The 15972-nt window shown below is 58.0% G+C and carries 13 protein-coding genes, 1 pseudogene and 1 riboswitch; of the genes and pseudogenes, 3 read left to right on the top strand and 11 right to left on the bottom strand.

Annotated elements, in window-relative coordinates; all coding sequences use genetic code 11:
- The 3 genes and pseudogenes from VL003_RS09460 to VL003_RS09450 form a co-directional block, all read right to left on the bottom strand.
- A pseudogene (locus tag VL003_RS09460) lies at positions 1-384 on the bottom strand (sugar ABC transporter substrate-binding protein); the annotation flags it as partial.
- Positions 385-441: 57 nt separating this feature from the next.
- Positions 442-1440, bottom strand: coding sequence for an ABC transporter permease (locus VL003_RS09455; RefSeq protein ID WP_325441847.1), 999 nt, complete (start codon positions 1438-1440; stop codon positions 442-444).
- A gap of 35 nt (positions 1441-1475) precedes the next feature.
- The gene (locus tag VL003_RS09450) at positions 1476-2501 is read right to left on the bottom strand and encodes a zinc-binding dehydrogenase (RefSeq protein ID WP_325441845.1); all 1026 of its coding nucleotides are present in this window, start codon (positions 2499-2501) and stop codon (positions 1476-1478) included.
- A 273-nt stretch (positions 2502-2774) separates the two neighbouring features.
- Between VL003_RS09450 and VL003_RS09445 the strand changes: the two genes are divergently transcribed.
- Positions 2775-3785, top strand: a complete 1011-nt coding sequence (locus VL003_RS09445) for an AraC family transcriptional regulator (protein WP_325441843.1) — start codon at positions 2775-2777, stop codon at positions 3783-3785.
- On the opposite strand, the gene VL003_RS09440 is transcribed toward VL003_RS09445, so the two are convergent.
- Positions 3782-4927, bottom strand: a complete 1146-nt coding sequence (locus VL003_RS09440) for a tRNA nucleotidyltransferase/poly(A) polymerase-related protein (RefSeq protein WP_325441841.1) — start codon at positions 4925-4927, stop codon at positions 3782-3784. The genes VL003_RS09445 and VL003_RS09440 overlap by 4 nt on opposite strands.
- Positions 4927-7119 (bottom strand): lytic transglycosylase domain-containing protein, encoded by a 2193-nt coding sequence (locus VL003_RS09435; protein WP_325441839.1) that lies wholly within the window; start codon positions 7117-7119, stop codon positions 4927-4929. The genes VL003_RS09440 and VL003_RS09435 overlap by 1 nt, the downstream gene beginning before the upstream one ends.
- 26 nt (positions 7120-7145) lie before the next feature.
- Between VL003_RS09435 and VL003_RS09430 the strand changes: the two genes are divergently transcribed.
- Positions 7146-7787 (top strand): 5-formyltetrahydrofolate cyclo-ligase, encoded by a 642-nt coding sequence (locus tag VL003_RS09430; protein ID WP_325441837.1) that lies wholly within the window; start codon positions 7146-7148, stop codon positions 7785-7787.
- Between the two features lie 88 nt (positions 7788-7875).
- Here VL003_RS09430 and metF read toward each other — a convergent pair whose 3' ends face one another.
- The 4 genes from metF to VL003_RS09410 form a co-directional block, all read right to left on the bottom strand.
- The gene (gene metF, locus VL003_RS09425) at positions 7876-8724 is read right to left on the bottom strand and encodes a methylenetetrahydrofolate reductase [NAD(P)H] (protein WP_325441835.1); all 849 of its coding nucleotides are present in this window, start codon (positions 8722-8724) and stop codon (positions 7876-7878) included.
- Positions 8725-9060: a phage holin family protein gene (locus VL003_RS09420; protein WP_325441833.1), complete on the bottom strand. Its 336-nt coding sequence runs from the start codon at positions 9058-9060 to the stop codon at positions 8725-8727. It abuts the gene before it with no gap.
- Positions 9061-9136: 76 nt separating this feature from the next.
- Positions 9137-10555 (bottom strand): adenosylhomocysteinase, encoded by a 1419-nt coding sequence (gene ahcY / locus VL003_RS09415; RefSeq protein ID WP_325441831.1) that lies wholly within the window; start codon positions 10553-10555, stop codon positions 9137-9139.
- 72 nt (positions 10556-10627) lie between these two features.
- Positions 10628-10726: riboswitch (S-adenosyl-L-homocysteine riboswitch) on the bottom strand.
- A gap of 354 nt (positions 10727-11080) precedes the next feature.
- Positions 11081-12361, bottom strand: a complete 1281-nt coding sequence (locus tag VL003_RS09410) for a CynX/NimT family MFS transporter (RefSeq protein WP_325441829.1) — start codon at positions 12359-12361, stop codon at positions 11081-11083.
- Positions 12362-12984: 623 nt separating this feature from the next.
- On the opposite strand from VL003_RS09410, the gene VL003_RS09405 reads away from it, so the two are divergent.
- Positions 12985-13284, top strand: a complete 300-nt coding sequence (locus VL003_RS09405) for an addiction module antidote protein (protein WP_325441827.1) — start codon at positions 12985-12987, stop codon at positions 13282-13284.
- 440 nt (positions 13285-13724) lie between these two features.
- Here VL003_RS09405 and VL003_RS09395 read toward each other — a convergent pair whose 3' ends face one another.
- Together VL003_RS09395 and VL003_RS09390 are read right to left on the bottom strand one after the other, a co-directional pair.
- Entirely contained in the window at positions 13725-14639 is a 915-nt protein-coding gene (locus tag VL003_RS09395; RefSeq protein WP_325441825.1) for a retron St85 family RNA-directed DNA polymerase, read from the bottom strand.
- Complete coding sequence (locus tag VL003_RS09390; RefSeq protein ID WP_325441823.1) at positions 14623-15546, bottom strand: retron St85 family effector protein; 924 nt, start codon at positions 15544-15546, stop codon at positions 14623-14625. Before VL003_RS09390 ends, VL003_RS09395 begins: the two co-directional genes overlap by 17 nt.
- Positions 15547-15972: the final 426 nt, after the last annotated feature.

Below are 15972 nucleotides of genomic sequence, written 5' to 3'. Positions count from 1 at the left end.
GTTCACAATGGCGTCCGCCCCCGAATTGATCGCCTCTTGAAAGCCTTGCTGCATTCTTACCGGAGAGCTCTTCGCATCGAATACCGTTGTTTTCAGCCCCGCTCGTTCGGCCGCCACCTGCACGGCGTCTGCAACGTCCCGGATGGCGCCGATTCGCCCGTCGATCATTTGAATGGCGATTGTTTTCCCTTTGAGTTTCGAGGCGTCCAACGGTGGGCCGGGCGGCGTGAATGAAGGCTTCTGGGAGTTTTCTTCAATGAATTGCTTCATCTGGGCAACGACGTCCGGGGTCGAGGCGACCGCAGAAGCCATGCAAACAAACATGCCTGCCGACAACATCGCGGCGGCCCCTTTCGCAACAGTCTTTCGTTTGCTGATCAACATTGTGTCTGCTCCTGGATAAGAACTACCGAGATACACACAGCGCGCGGCCCTGTGTGCTCAATGACGAGAACTTCTTGCAAATACCGCAGAGAACGTGACGGCCAGAACAAGCACTGCGCCTTCGAACACGTTTACGACCCAGCTTTGCAGACCCAAAAACTGCAATCCGGTCGTGCCGACGGCCAGAAAATAAACAGCCCATATGGTTCCCCAGACGTTGAACCGACCTGGTGTAAACGCCGTTGATCCCAGAAAGACCGCCGCATACGCAGGCAGTAGAAAGGCATTGGCAATGGTGGGAGAGGCCGCCGCAGTCTGCCCGCAAAGCACGATGCCCGCCAGCGCAGACAACACGGCCGCCAGCACAAGCGAAACCGCCCGTATCAGATCGGTGCGTATGCCGGCCAGCATGGCCGCCTTGCGGGCGTTTCCGGTAAAGAACATGCTGCGCCCGATAGGCATGAAGCCCAGTGCAATGTAAAAACACAGGCCAATCGCCAACATGTACAGGAACGACAGCTGTACGCCTTGAATCTGGGTTTGGAAAACGGTGGTGAACTCGATGGGCAGGCCGCCGATGGTCATCGAGCCAAACGCTCCCACCGCAAGCCCGGTTACCAGGGTGCCCATGCCCAGCGTGACTATGAACGAGTTGATTCCCAGGCCGACGATGAACAGGGCGTTGACCAACCCGACCACCACCGCCATGCCTAACGCAATGACACAGGCCAGGGCCGGATCCATACTTGCGTTGGCTGTCAGGTACGCCACCGCCGTGGCGGACATGCCCATGACAGAGGCCACGGACAGATCAAACTCGCCGACCAGCAACACGATGGTGACGCCGATGGCCAGAATAACCAGCGCCGCCTGGGTGCTAAGAATGGTTGTCAGGTTGCCGAGCGTAAAGAAGGTGGCCGGCCGCAGCATCGAAAAAACCACAATAAAAACCACCAGCGCTATAAGTAGCGCATAACGCTGCATCGCGGGGCCCAACTGCACTTGTCGGCGACCGGGTGCGGCCACTGCCGGCGTTTCAATCGTTTCGGTGCTCACGTTTGTCTCTTCCCTGGGTATGAATTTGGGCGGCGCTAGTATTCAAGAGTGATCTTGCCGACTATTTGGCCGGCCTCCATCAGTTCGTGCGCGTGGGCAATATCTTCAAGCGGCAACGTCTTTCCGATCAATGGCTTGAAGTACCCCGAGTTCAAATGGCGCACGCTGTCCGACAGGTCTTTCATGGTTCCCAGTCTGGAGCCAAGGATTCGCACCTGTTTCACGAATGCATAGGTAATGTCCATGGCCACCTCGTCGCCGCTGGTTGCCCCGGCGGTGACGATCGTGCCGCCATGGGCGCACAGCTCGAGCGTTCTTTGCCAGCTGGACTTGCCCACGTGCTCGAACACAATTGACGCCCCACGCCCGTCGGTAAAGTCCATTACGCGATCCACCATGTCGGGCTGGTAATGGTTGACGATCAGATCAGGCTCATACCCCTGCAGCATCTTCAACTTCTCTTCAGTTCCGGCGCTGGTTATAACTTTGGCGCCGGCAAGCTTTGCGATTTCAATCGCCGCGCTGCCCAGGCCACTGGTGCCGGCCCAGACAAAAACCGTATCGGCCGGGCTTACGCCCGCCTTGCCCACCAACATCTGCCAGGCGGTGATATAACTGTTCGGAAAGGCGGCCGCATAAGAAACCGGTACATCGTCCGACAAACAAACGGCATTCGCCGCCGACACCACTGCGTACTCTGCGTAGCTGCCGTTGTAGACCGTGAAGCTTGCGCAATACTGAAACTCGCCTTGCCTACAACGATGGCATTTTCCGCAAGCAAGATAAGGGTTCGCGATGATGCGAGTGCCCGGCTTGAAGACGGCGTCCACGCCCTCGCCGGCTTCTTCTATCACCCCGCATACGTCCACCCCCAGAACCGTAGGCAAGTCGACGTAATAAGCGGGGTGCGGATGCCCTTTGCGTATCCAGACATCACGGTGGTTCACCGAGGTGGAAAGCATCCTGACCAGCAACTCGCCCTTTCCGGGCTTAGGAACAGGAATGTTCTCTAGTTGCAGCACCTCGGGCGCTCCGTGCCTTCGTATCAAGGCAGCTTTCATAACGGTCTCCGACACGCACCAACCCGGTAAAGGCCGGGTCGCAGTAAAGTCAGATCAAGAATACGGGAGACCGGGGGCCAGGAAACGCCCCAGCCGCAAATATGTGCAGGCTGGGGACGCCCGCTGCACGGTACGGATATTCGACGTAGCGCTTACTGCTCCTGACCTAGGTAGAAACCCTCTGCCAAGGTTGGGCCCGAGCGTATTAGCATATGTTTATCGCGGGTATTCAAACCAGATGCACAACCAGGACAAGGACCTCAAATAGCCAGGATGCGCACCGAAGCCGCACGCCTTTCCCGTGCAAGCAGCTATCACGAAACGTTCCTTACCAGCGACCTTGACGAAGCCAGGCATTACATTGGCCAAGCCCTTAAGCCGCATGCCCTGACCTTGCTCGACCGCAGGCAATCGCTTAGCGTCAAGGTCGGCAGAACAGGGTTGGGTCAAGTCTCGTTCATGTACATTCACCACGGTGCCGACGTGCTGGTCAAGCCCGGCAAGCTAGAAACCCTGTTTCTTTTTCAGGTACCGGTTCATGCCACCCGGCAAGAGGTTCGGGTGGGCAGTTCGGTAATCAATGTATCGCCGGGTATTGCGTATGTGGCCTCGCCCACGCTCGACTTCGAACTTAAGATGTCGAAGCAATGCGACAACGTGGTGCTTGCGGTCGAACGGGGCAGGCTCGAAACGCATCTCGAACAACAACTGCAGCGCCGGCTCGACAAGCCCCTCGAGTTCAAGCCCCGAATCGAGCTTCATAACAAAGAATGCCAAGAGCTGGTCGCCCTTATGTCGCATTTCACCAAGCAGCTAAATTTGCACACGCCGGGCCTGAAGCACCACATCATTCAAACTCAAGCCGAAGCGCTGCTTATCAGCACCATGCTGATCAATCTCGAGCACAATTATCGCGACGAGCTGCTTTGCGAAGCCGCCACACCCAAGCCTTACTATATAAAACGCGCCCAAGCCTATATTTTAGAAAACGCCCACGCCACCCTTACGCCCCAAGAGATCGCCACCGAGGTGTGCATCAGCCTGCGATCGTTATACGCGGGCTTTCAGACGTTTTTACATTGCACGCCCATGGCTTACATAAAAGGCGTCAAGCTCGACAAAATACGTCACGAGCTTCAACTGGGCGCTGCCGACGAAACCTCCGTCGCCGACGTCGCGTCAAAATACGGAATATGCAGCCTGGGTAATTTCGCGGCCAGCTATCGCAGAAGGTTTGGCGAACTTCCGCGCGATACCTTGCTTAAAGGCCGCAGCCTAAGCTAGGGTTCGCAATTTAACGCTTGCAGCCGCGCCTGACGCAAGGCGGGTTTAATTTGCTGGGGTTTGCCGCCTGCCGCCTTGGCAATGGCGCCCGCATCAATGGCACGTACCGCGTTCAGCCGTTCAGCCCACGCGGGCAGGTCCAGTGTGGTTACGCATTGAGCCGCCTGCAACAACAGCAAGAATCGTTCGGGCTTACGCAAGCCGTCATGGCGTTCAATGGCGTCCAGCCAAAACTCGGGGCCGGGGCCTTGTGCGTCGCTTGCGCCACCGTCGGTTTCCTTACTGATTTCATTCAACGATTGAACCAGGCCCGGCAACAGCCTGGCGTAATCAATACATTCGGTCGGTGCGCGCAAATGGCGGCCGATCAATTCGGGGTCGGGGGTTTTACGGCACAGCAAGGCAAACCGCTGCGGTAGCGAAAGCCCTGTGCGCACGGCGCAACTAAGCTGGCCGGCGATTTCATCGTCAAACAATAGCCCCGGCATCACACGCTCAAGCGCGCCCGCTTGCCGCAACACGTCGAACATGCGGGCCGGGCTTTCGGTTTGCAGGCCTTTAGCCACTTCGCGCCACACCCGCTCGGGCACCAAGGCGTCAACCTCGCCTTCGGCCACCAGGCGCCGGCTTAGCTGCATGGTTTCGGGCGCGATGGAAAAATTGCTGAACCGCGCGGCAAAACGCGCCAGCCGCAACAGGCGTACCGGGTCTTCGGCAAAGGCCTGGCCCACATGACGCAGCACTTTTTGATCGAGATCGAGGCGGCCGTTCCAGGGGTCGACCAGGCTGCCGTCGGGCGCTTGCGCAATGGCGTTGATGGTCAGGTCGCGGCGGCGCAGGTCATCTTCAAGGGTGACGTCAGAGCCGGTATAAAAGGTAAAGCCCTTGTAGCCGCGCCCCGACTTACGCTCGGTGCGGGCCAGAGCATATTCTTCTTTGGTGACTGGGTGCAGAAACACCGGAAAATCGCCGCCCACGGGCAAAAAACCCCGCGCGACCATGTCTTCGGGCGTGCCGCCCACCACCACCCAATCGCGGTCGCCTGCGGGCAGGCCCAGCAGTTGGTCGCGCACGGCACCCCCCACCACATACACACTAAGCCCCTTGATGGCGGGGTCGCCCGCCGGGTTGGCCTGTGCCATTACGGCAATGCCACCTGGCGCGCGGCCTGCGGCGAAACCGTGCCCAGGCGCTGCTTGAGCGACTGGGGCTGACCGGTAAACAGCATGGAGTAGTACACGGCATTGGACAGCACGTGCTTGACGTAAAGCCGTGTTTCGGTAAAGGGAATGGTCTCGGCAAAGACGGCGCCTTCTACCGTACCGCCCAGTTTCGAGCGCCACTGCACCGGTCGGCCCGGGCCCGCGTTGTAGCCGGCTGTGGCCAAAAGCTGCGAACCATTCAACTGGCCCAGCACCATGCCCAGATAATTGGTGCCCAGTATGGTGTTGGTGTCAAAGTCGTTGACCGATGAAGGCGTAAAATTGGTCATGCCGATCTTCTTGGCCACCCAGCGTGCCGTGGCGGGCATGAGCTGCATCAGGCCCGAGGCCCCGACGTGCGAACGGGCATCGGTGATAAAGCGCGACTCTTGCCGGATAAGGCCATACACCCAGGCTGGGTCCAGGTTGATTTCGCGGGCCTTTGCGCTGACACGACCTTCGAACGGCGCAACAAAGCGCTGCGAAAAGTCGATTTCGTCGTTCGTGCGCAGCGAGGTGTTGACCACCCGGTCGTAGATTTGCTCGTGGCGGGCCAGCTCGGCCGCCGCACGAAGCTGGCGGTCGTTCATGCCGCGCAGGGCGAAGTTCCATTCGGGCACGGCTTCGGGGCGCCAGCCCATGCGAAAGAGCTTGATGGCGCGCTGCAGGCCGGGGTTGGCCTGCGCCATGGCGAATTCAGCTTTTGTAATAGGCGGCGGCGCCGGCGGCAAGGTTATTTGCTCGCCCAGCTCTTCGACGGCCAGCTGCCCGTAGAAATTAAGCTCGTTGCGTAGCGATGCGTAGTATTTTCCTGCGGTTTTTTGGTCGCCTTGGGCGGCAATGGCCCGACCCCGCCAATACACCCACACCGGCTCGGCCTGCTGCTGGGCCCCCATTTTGACGATGGCGTTTTCAACCTGCTTCCAGTTGATGGGGGTTTGGCGAAGCTCGGAGCGCACTTGCCAGGCGTGGTTGTAGTCGGTCATGGGGGCCGTGCCCGAGCGCCGGTACCAGCGCACGGCTTCGGGCTCGACATTAAGCGCCGAGATCAACCCAAACTGGCCCCACACCCATTGAATGTCTTGTTTGGGTATCGACGTAGCCCAATTGTTTTCAATGTACGCTTCGGCGTTGGCGCGGTCTTTTTCGCGAGCCAGGCGCGACAGCGCCAGGGTGATAAGTTCGGTCTGTTCGCGTGTGGCAGGCGCTTTTTGCGTGCTTAGCCATTGACGCGGGTTCTTCATAAGGGCCGCGTACGAGCGCATTTGCGCGCCGTCGAACATAAGCGCCGCCATGCGTTGGGCGTCGCCGGTTTTGGTGGTTTCAAGCATGGCGCGAAGCTGGCCTTGCAGGGCTTCCCAGCCCACGACCTTGTCGTTTTCGAGCTGGTCGAGCATGCTCCAGCAGGCACTGACCGGCGAAAACGCGGCCATGGCTTCTTGCTGGGTAACACGCTGGCCGGTCATGTGCCGGGCCATCAGCCGCGAACAGTCGACCGATGCGTTGCTGGACACCACCGGCCCCAATTGATTGACTGTGGTGTAATCGCCGGCCCTTGCTGCGGCCACGATCCAGTCGGCCTTGATGCGGTCGGCCAGGTAGTCGTCTTGGTTGGTGGCCATGAACTGCTGCAGCTCGGCTTCGGGTACGGGCAGTGTGGGGTTGGCCACGCGCTGGCGCAAGGCCCAGTACTGGGCGTACGAACCGATTAACGGCGTGGCAGACGCCGTAGGCACGAGCTGGTCTAGTTGGGTCCATTGTTTTTTTCGCATGGCCTCGCGGGCATCGACCAGCGCTTGTTCGGCCACCGCAGGCGGCACGCTGGATACGGGCGCCGTGCTAGCGGGCGCCGTGCTAGCGGGCGCCGTGCGAACGGGCGTCGTGCGAACGGGCGCCGGGCTAAGCTGCCCCGAAGCCGTGGCGCTCGGCAATGCCCCCGGTGCCAGATGCGCCGCGGCCGTGGCAGTGTCTGGCGCCGCCACAAGCGCTTGCGTGGGGGCCGCCTGGGGCGCTTCGGCGCTTGCACAACCCATCAGCCCGCCGGATAAGGCCAGCCACACCCCTACCGCCGGTAGACGTGCGGCGCCGGAAATGTTCCGGGTTTTCTGATACCGTTGAACCTTAACTAACATGTTGCCGAACCCCGCCTGAAACCGTTATGAACAACAGTATAGAGAATAATTCCGCTGCTTTGCGGCCAAAACTGAAACAGCTCAGAGCGGCGCAAGACCCTTCAGAGACCAGGCGCGGCGCCCTTTTGATACGCGGCCGTCTATTCACCTGGCTGGCCACTGCCAAGGCAGAACTGGCCAAGGCCGGCAAGCGGGCTCCGCAACACATTGCGGCCTTCTGGCCGCTAGAGCAAGAGCCCGATATTCGCCCGCTGCTGTCGCAATGGGTCGAAGAAGACGACCTTACCGTTTCGTTGCCCGTGGTGGTTGGCCCCGGCAAGCCGCTGCAATTTCGGCTATGGACCCCAGACACCCCCATGCGCAAAGGCGCATACGGCATTGAAGAGCCCCAGGGCCCCGAAGCCCCCTTGCCCGACGTGGTGTTGGTGCCCACCCTGGGCTTTACCCGCCAGGGCGACCGCATCGGCTACGGCCAAGGCTATTACGACCGTACCCTGGCCAGCCTGCGCGACCAGGGCCATAATTTTGTGGCCCTGGGCGTGGCCTGGGCCTGCGGCGATCTTTCCAGCTTCGACTACCAGCCCGCCGACCACGACTATATGCTGGACGCGATTCTTACCGACAAAGGCTGGCCTGTGCCCGCCCCCAATTTATTGGAGCGCGTCTAATTGATCAGCGGCTTGGCTCGCCCTTAACGGGCGCCGGCCCGCAGCTGCGACGCCGCCCCAAACCATGCGGGCGGCAAGCATGCAGCAACTACGCAGCGACGCTGCTTGAAACGCTCAGATTGCGGGTGATGCCCAGGGTGGCATCGGCACTGTTCAACGTATAAAAGTGCAGGCCGGGCGCGCCTTGGTCCAGCAGTTTCTGGCACAAGCGGCCAACCACCTCTTCGCCGAACGCGCGCACCGAGGCCCGGTCTTCGCCGAACTCGGCCAGGCGCAAGCGTATCCAGCGGGGCACTTCGGCGCCGCACTGATCTGAAAATCGCAGCAACTGCGAATTATTGGTGATGGGCATAATGCCCGGCACAATGGGCACGCTTACGCCGCGTGCCTGAGCCCGCTCGACAAAATCAAAATAGGCGTCGGCGTTAAAAAAGTACTGCGTAATGGCGCTGCTTGCACCCGCATCAATCTTTTCGACGAAGTAATCAAGGTCGGCCGAAGCGCTGCGCGCCTGAGGATGCATTTCGGGGTAGGCCGCCACCTCGATATTGAACCAGTCGCCGGTGGTTTCACGAATAAAGCGCACCAGCTGAACCGCGTAGTGAAAATCGCCCGTGTCGCCGCCCATGCCCGAAGGCAGGTCGCCGCGCAAGGCCACAAGGCGACGCACGCCTTGCTGCTTATAAGCCTGCAGAATGTCGGCAAGTTCGCTGCGCGTAGCGCCAATACACGACAAGTGCGGGGCCGAATCAAAACCCAGCTTTTGCAGCACACCCACCGTATCGGCCGTGCCGGTACGCGTAGAACCGCCCGCGCCAAATGTAACGCTTACGTAGCCAGGCTGCAGACCTTGCAGCAGCTTGGCCGAACGAATAAGTTTTTCTTTTGCCGCGTTATCGCGCGGCGGAAAGAACTCTAAACTGAACAGAGATGTCATTTAAGCAATCAACCTCGACAGCAGGCTTGCAATAATGCTGTATACCAAGGCACCCAGCAAGGCCCACCAAAAACCATTAACCTGGAAGCCCTTAAGCACCGAGCCTGCAAACCAAAAGACCAGCGCGTTGATCACCAGCAGGAACAACCCCAGCGTCACGATGGTAACGGGCAAGGTCAGCAAGATAAGTATCGGCTTGACCAAGGTGTTGAGCAGCCCCAACACCAGCGCGGCGATTAGCGCCGACCAAAACGAAGCCACTGTGATGCCCGGCAAGATGTAGGCCACAATTAACAGGGCAACAGCGTTCAAAATCCAGATAAGCAGAATTTCCATGGTCGGGCTCCTGTGAAACCGGGACAAGGCGGCGCGCCACCAAGGCGCGCCTACCGGCACTTACTGCGAAAAGAACTTAATAGCGGTAATGATCGGGCTTGAACGGCCCCTGAACCGTGACGTTGATGTAGTCAGCTTGTTCGGGAGTAAGCTCGGTCAGTTGAACGCCCAGCTTCTTAAGGTGCAAGCGCGCCACTTTTTCGTCAAGATGCTTGGGCAACACATACACCTTGCCCTGGGCGTAGTTTTCGCCGCGCGTAAAGAGCTCGATCTGCGCAATGGTCTGGTTGGTAAACGAAGCCGACATCACGAACGAGGGGTGGCCGGTGGCGCAACCCAGGTTCACCAGGCGGCCCTTGGCCAGCAAGATGACTCGCTTGCCGTCGGGGAAAATAATGTGGTCGACCTGGGGCTTGATCTCTTCCCATTGCAGGTCTTCAACACTTGCAACGTCGATCTCGTTGTCGAAGTGGCCAATGTTGCAAACAATGGCCTGATCTTTCATGCGCTCCATGTGCTGGCGCGTAATGACGTTGTAGTTGCCCGTGGCGGTCACGAAAATGTCGGCCTTGTCGGCGGCTTCTTCAAGGGTCACGACCTTGTAGCCTTCCATCGAAGCCTGCAGTGCGCAGATGGGGTCGATTTCAGTCACCCAGACCTGGGCGCGCAGTGCTGCCAGCGCTTGCGCGCAGCCCTTGCCCACGTCGCCGAAGCCGCAAACCACGGCGATTTTGCCGGCAACCATGACGTCGGTGGCGCGCTTGATGCCGTCAACCAAAGACTCGCGGCAGCCGTACAGGTTGTCGAACTTGCTCTTGGTGACCGAGTCGTTGACGTTGATGGCCGGGAAGGCAAGCTCGCCCTTCTTGGACATTTGGTACAAGCGCAGCACGCCCGTGGTGGTTTCTTCGGTAACGCCTTTGATTTCGGCCAGGCGGGTCGAGTACCAGGTGGGGTCGGTGGCCAGCTTGGCCTTGATGGCGGCATACAGCACGCGCTCTTCTTCGCTACCGGGCTTGGCCAGTACCGAAATGTCTTTTTCGGCGCGGGCACCCAGGTGCAGCAGCAAGGTGGCATCGCCGCCGTCGTCGAGGATCATGTTGGCATGACGGCTTTCGGGCCACTCGAAGATTTCGTGGGTGTACTGCCAGTAGTCTTCAAGGGTTTCGCCTTTAATGGCGAACACGGGCGTGCCGCTTGCGGCAATGGCGGCAGCGGCGTGGTCTTGCGTGGAGAAAATATTGCACGAGGCCCAGCGCACTTCGGCACCCAGCGCGACCAGTGTTTCGATCAGCACGGCGGTTTGGATGGTCATGTGCAGGCTGCCGGCGATGCGCGCGCCTTTCAGGGGCTGAGCGGCTGCGTATTCTTCGCGGGTGGCCATAAGGCCGGGCATTTCGGTTTCGGCAATGGCGATTTCGCGACGGCCCCAATCGGCCAGCGAGATATCGGCAACTTTGTAGTCGGTAAAGGTAGTGTCGGCAACAGTGTTCATGGAGATTCCCGTAAACCTGTGCGAAACGAAGCAGCTGAGAACACGGCTTGGCTCATCTTCGCCTGCAACAGGAGATGATGAGCGCCGTTAATACTATGAAGGTTCCTGAGCCTAGCGGAGTAGCGAACACCAAACAGGCCCGCCCACGCCGTCGCAGCGCTCCTCAGGAAAAGTGGGGTAATTGTAGCTGATTTGGTGGTTGTTTATGGGGTGGGGGTGTCTTGGCTGAGTGCAAAGAGCTGTACTACGGTGGCGGGCGTCTCAACCGGGCGTGGGGCCGGTATTCGTTTTTCCGGCCCATCCCGCGGCCTGTCCTTCGGCAGGCTGCCCGCATTTTCTTCATTTGGGCGGAGGCGTCCGAACTCAACCTCGTCGCTACGCTCCTCGGGATTCGGACAAGCGGGCGCCTTTGAGCCGCCCAAATGAAGAAAATGCGGCGCGGGACGAAAGGCCGGAAAAACGAATACCGACCCCACGCCCTAAGTGGCGATGGTCTATTACCACCGCTATGTCAGTACAGCTATGTCACTTGGGCGTTGTGTTCTGGGGGCCGATTACTTTGGCGCGGCCGGCCAAGAGGCCGGACCACATGGCGCCGCCTACAAGCAGGACCAGGAACACGGTCACGGCGCTCCAGTCGCCCGTGTATTCATGCAGCACGCCCACGATCAGGGGCGCGGCGGCTGCTACAACGTAACCTACGCCTTGGGCCATGCCGGACAGTGAGGCGGCCACTTGTGGGTTGGCTGAGCGCAGCACGAGCAGGGACATGGCTACGCTGAACATGCCGCCAAAGCCCAGGCCGAACACGACGGCCCACAGGTAAACGGCGCCCATGGAGCCATAGATAAGGCCCAGCAAGCCCACCAGCACCAGGGTCAGAAACACAAAAATCATGGGACGCTGATCGCGTCCGCGAGTGGCGAGCCAGGGGCCGGTGATGGACGTGGACAGTTGCACGGTCATGAGCCCGGCGAGGACAAAGCCGGCGTCCATAGCGCTCAAACCCCGCTCGACCAGTATGAGGGGCAACCAGCCGAAGACACAATAGGCAATGGCGCCTTGGGTGCCCATAAAAAGGGTGACCTGCCAGGCCAGCCAATTGCCGCGCAAACGAGGCATGGCCCCCTCTTGCCGCAAGCGCACTGCGGGCGCGCCCCGCGACTGCGGCAACCAGGCGATGGCCGCCAGCAAGGCGGGCACGACCCAAAAGGCCAGGGCGTAACGCCAGTCGTCGTTGAACCAGTGCTCGAGCGGTACGGTGATGCCCGCGGCAATCGAGGCGCCACCGGCCAGTGCGGTGGAATACAGACCCATCATCAAGCCGGCATTCACGGGGAAATGCTGTTTGATGATGGCGGGCAACAGCACCATGACGACGCTGATGGCGAGGCCCAGCAGCAAGGTGCCGGCAAACAGGCCGAGGGTTCCTTGCCAGCTGCGTAGCAAGATGCCGGCGGCCAACAAAAGCAAACTGAAGAAGATGATGCGCTCGGCGGGCTGCCAGCGAAGCAGGCGCGGGGCGAAGGGGGCGAATATGCCAAAACACAGCACGGGCAGGGTCAGCAACACGCCCAATGCGGTGGCCGACAGGCCCAGGCCGTCGCGAATGGAGTCAATGACGGGCCCGACGCCGATCAGGGCGGGGCGAAGGTTCATGGCGACGTAGAAAATGGTGATCAGCAGTATTAACTGCGGAAGGCCGGTCTTTCCTTTCTCTTGAACTGGCGCGCGTTCTTCGGCCGCATTTTGTTCATGGGTCGGGTCCGATGCAATGGTTGCCGCCCCTGATGGGCTCTTGGGCATGACTTTGTCTCTCTTCTGCTCTTTCCTTGGTTATAGAGTTTGCCACAGTCTGTTGTCGGGGTAATTATTGTGCCGGGAGTCGCGTATTAGTAGTTTTAGTTCTAGGCACGGGGGCACGCGCTATTGTTTTAGTTCTGGGGCCGGGCGCGGGGCGGGTACTAGCTTTTCCGGCCCATCCCGCGGCCCGTCCTTCGGCGGGCTACCCGCATTTTCTTCATTTGGGCGGAGGCGTCCGAACTCAACCTCGTCGCTGCGCTCCTCGGGATTCGCACAAGCGGGCGCCTTTGAGCCGCCCAAATGAAGAAAATGCGGCGCGGGACGAAAGGCCGGAAAAACCAGTACCCGCCCCGCGCCCTCAGGCTTTAGTGCGTTGAGGCATCAGCAGCGGGGGACGGCGCCTTTCCTATACGTGCATTACTTCGACGAAGTAGCCGGCCTCGTTTACCCCTGGCCGGTTGAGGGCAAATAAACGCTTGCGTTGTGTAGCCTCAAGGCTACAATATGTCTATGTACAGCATCATTGAAACGGAGCAATTTATACAGTGGCTCGGCAGCTTAAAAAAGTAAAGCCAGCCAGCAGAAAGATATTGAACGAGCCAAGGCATTGGCTCAGGAGCTACAAAATGAGCAAGATCAAGACCCGTGCGTTTGACGTTTCCAACTACCTTAATGATGAGGCGGATGTTGCCGCGTACCTTCAGGTTGCAATAGAAGATGGCGATCCAGCAGTATTGGCGGCAGCGTTGGGCGACATTGCGAGAGCTCGAGGCATGACTCAGTTGGCCCGCGACACCGGCCTGTCTCGTGAAAGCCTTTACAAGAGTCTCTCGGGAGAGCGTGCGCCCAGCTCCGATACGCTGTTCAAGGTTATCCATGCCATGGGTTTCAAGCTGACGGTAGAGCCTCTGACCACGCATGACTGAATCCTGCTGTGGCAGTATTCGGCCAAGAACAGTCGTTAGAAGTCACACAGCTTGAATCGATCAATCCAAATGCCGGCTACGCAAGGCATGAGGGTGCGACCCACCTTTTCGAGACTCGCGTTGAGTTGTCGTCTTATAGCTCCCTCGTACGCCATCTCCGTTCTGAATCGCATACATGATCGCCGGCACAGAATCTCATGTAGAGAATTTTTTGCTCCGGCGACGCAGATTATTGCACCCAGGGTTACGGTCAGCATCATCCAACTCACAGTTTCGTGGAGAAACAACGCCGCAGGACCGAGCTAGCGCGCAGCGGCGCATCAATTGTCCCACGGCCCAAACCGGGTAGCGACTCGCACTATCTCCTTATCCTCTCGGCCATGAGGGATGCCATCCCGCGGCTGTGTGAGGACCTTCTCATTAAGTTCTCGTAACGCCGATCAATTGCCTTCAGTCAGCGCTAACATCACATCAACGCCAAAAGACTTGGCCAACCGGTCCAAGTGCTCCGGCTCGACAGAGATCAAAAATGCGAAATAGCCCCGGAGTTTTTGAATCTCTTCCGCGCTCAACTCACCCTTTGTGAATCGATGGACAAGAACTCGAAGGTCGCGTTTCTTATTCCGACCAATCGATATTTTACTTTCCGTGGAAATGCCTAACCCGGTCACACGGCGGCCGCGCTTTTTGGAAGTTTCTACAGTTTTCGCGGCGTTCAGACGCAACTTTGGACTGGCAGTATCTGCTAGAACGCGCGTCACGAATTGGAGGCACCCCCGGAGAACATGGGGCTTCGAAGTAGAGAATGTCAGATCATCGGCATATCGAGTGTACGAGATGCCAGTTTCGGTGCAATATTCATTAACTCGATCATCAAACTCGTACATTAGAATATTGGATAGAGGAGGAGAACTAGGTGCTCCCACTGCCAGTTCCAGCCCAAAATCTGCTTTTTTAAAAAGGAGTTGCGCCAGCATATTGATTTCAACTTGATCAATGGGCTCGTCCTTTAAAAAATTAATCAAGTCGCTCGACTTAAGAGAGGGAAAAAAGCCCTCAAAATCTAGCTTTAACATGTACCTGTTCCGTAAATGCGGGAGGACATTTTCTTTCAAACCGATCCCCTGGCGATATGCTGTCGCTGCGGCATGAACCGGGAAGCCCGACAAATAATTTTTAATAAGCCATCGTTGCAATAGCTTGATTTCGGGAGTCGGCTGAGCGATGAGGCGCTGCTGGCCGTTTCGCTTAGGTATCCAGTATTCCTTGTAACGACGAGGTGCAGAAATAATCAGCAGATTCAACTCGCGTTCCGTGAAAGGCAGTTCCATCAATATCTTAGACGTGAGCGACATCTTTCACTCCTACCTCTGCTTGTTTGGCGCGCATGAAGGCGTGATGCCTGTGTTTGTCCTCGCGGGTTTTTTCAAACAAAAGAGCTTTCACTCTTGGTCGGTCCCAACGCTGTCTCGTTGTCAACGAATAGTCCACGTAGTGCTCTCCGACTGGTGCGGAGGCATAAAGTTGCTCACGCAGCCCCCTACTTGCCTTGATGATGTTAAATCGTTCTAGGACATACAACAGTTGAGATAACCTTTTTGTGGTGAGCGTTACTCCCAATTCTTCTAGGAAAGTTGAAATATCGGAACGCCGCGCTACTTGAATTAGCTCTACGAAATCCGCAATGATGAATAGCAAATGCCGAGTGTTAGTCAAATCTAGCCCTTCGCTAAGGGGCGCCTCGCTAAGCCTCTGCTCAAGCTCATAAACTATCTGGCCAACGTCGTCACTGGACAGATCCTTGGGAACGGAGAGCGTGATGTTCTGGTGAGTATGCTCTAGTCGGAAAAGTAATCCCAAGCGGATGAAGGAATCCTCCTCGAAGTACCGTTCGTCCATCACGACAAGTAGCTTCTTGGCTGTTCTTTCGTCTTTGATGAAAGCCCCGAATTCGCCACACGCACCCACACCGTCAAGAAATAGCAAAATTACATCTACGAATGCGCACAGGTCTTCTTCAAAGGTCAGAAGATCCTGATACATCCCAAAGTCTTTCCAGTCTTCATATACTTCGGGGGTTGTGCAAGCCTGATAGATCGCTCGATGGCCAAGGGCAAGAGCGGCCATAAACTGACCGCGATGTGGAAGGGGATGTTGATTCGCGAGTTTTCCGCCAAAAACAACAACCTCGCGAGTCGTTCTCGCAATTCGGCATTTGGAAACATCCATCGTTTGTGCGAGATCTTTTATCGTTTTTTGCACAAGTACCAACTACCTAAATATGGCGTGAAGGTGGTCACGCGGCCTGGCGGGGGAAGCATTCATGCTGGAGGAGCTGGGGCGCGGGAGCGCCTTCACGCCAAAAATGCTATCAATCCCTTACAGTCTGGCGCTCCGCCCGACATTATCAGTCTCTCGACTAACGACACGCGTAATTGGTATTAGGATAGTACTAAAGCTCGCGTAACTTTACAACAAGTAACGGCCCTCGCGGCACACCGGAAAGCTCGCGTGGGCGATCATTTCGGAAGTCAGTGTCACTTCGCCGCGAACGTCCGTAATGGGTCGTTTCCCGCCTGACGGCTCTGACGGTATTTGTCAGATCAAGTCTAGATTTATATGTCTATGCGCGGCGCTTCCATGTGTGCTTCTTCTATGCCCGGTTCTTATACAGCCGTGTATTGCAAT

It is taken from the genome of Pusillimonas sp. (genome assembly GCF_035515275.1).
GTDB lineage: Bacteria > Pseudomonadota > Gammaproteobacteria > Burkholderiales > Burkholderiaceae_B > Pusillimonas.
The sequence above is the reverse complement of the archived record's forward strand: the minus strand, read 5'-3'. Positions and strand labels throughout refer to the sequence as shown.

Coding starts and splice junctions, on each gene's coding strand:
- VL003_RS09450 (WP_325441845.1), bottom strand. CDS start 2,501: ATGAAAGCTGCCTTGATACGAAGGCACGGAGCGCCCGAGGTGCTGCAA.
- VL003_RS09445 (WP_325441843.1), top strand. CDS start 2,775: ATGCGCACCGAAGCCGCACGCCTTTCCCGTGCAAGCAGCTATCACGAA.
- VL003_RS09440 (WP_325441841.1), bottom strand. CDS start 4,927: ATGGCACAGGCCAACCCGGCGGGCGACCCCGCCATCAAGGGGCTTAGT.
- VL003_RS09435 (WP_325441839.1), bottom strand. CDS start 7,119: ATGTTAGTTAAGGTTCAACGGTATCAGAAAACCCGGAACATTTCCGGC.
- VL003_RS09430 (WP_325441837.1), top strand. CDS start 7,146: ATGAACAACAGTATAGAGAATAATTCCGCTGCTTTGCGGCCAAAACTG.
- metF (WP_325441835.1), bottom strand. CDS start 8,724: ATGACATCTCTGTTCAGTTTAGAGTTCTTTCCGCCGCGCGATAACGCG.
- VL003_RS09420 (WP_325441833.1), bottom strand. CDS start 9,060: ATGGAAATTCTGCTTATCTGGATTTTGAACGCTGTTGCCCTGTTAATT.
- ahcY (WP_325441831.1), bottom strand. CDS start 10,555: ATGAACACTGTTGCCGACACTACCTTTACCGACTACAAAGTTGCCGAT.
- VL003_RS09410 (WP_325441829.1), bottom strand. CDS start 12,361: ATGCCCAAGAGCCCATCAGGGGCGGCAACCATTGCATCGGACCCGACC.
- VL003_RS09405 (WP_325441827.1), top strand. CDS start 12,985: ATGAGCAAGATCAAGACCCGTGCGTTTGACGTTTCCAACTACCTTAAT.
- VL003_RS09395 (WP_325441825.1), bottom strand. CDS start 14,639: ATGTCGCTCACGTCTAAGATATTGATGGAACTGCCTTTCACGGAACGC.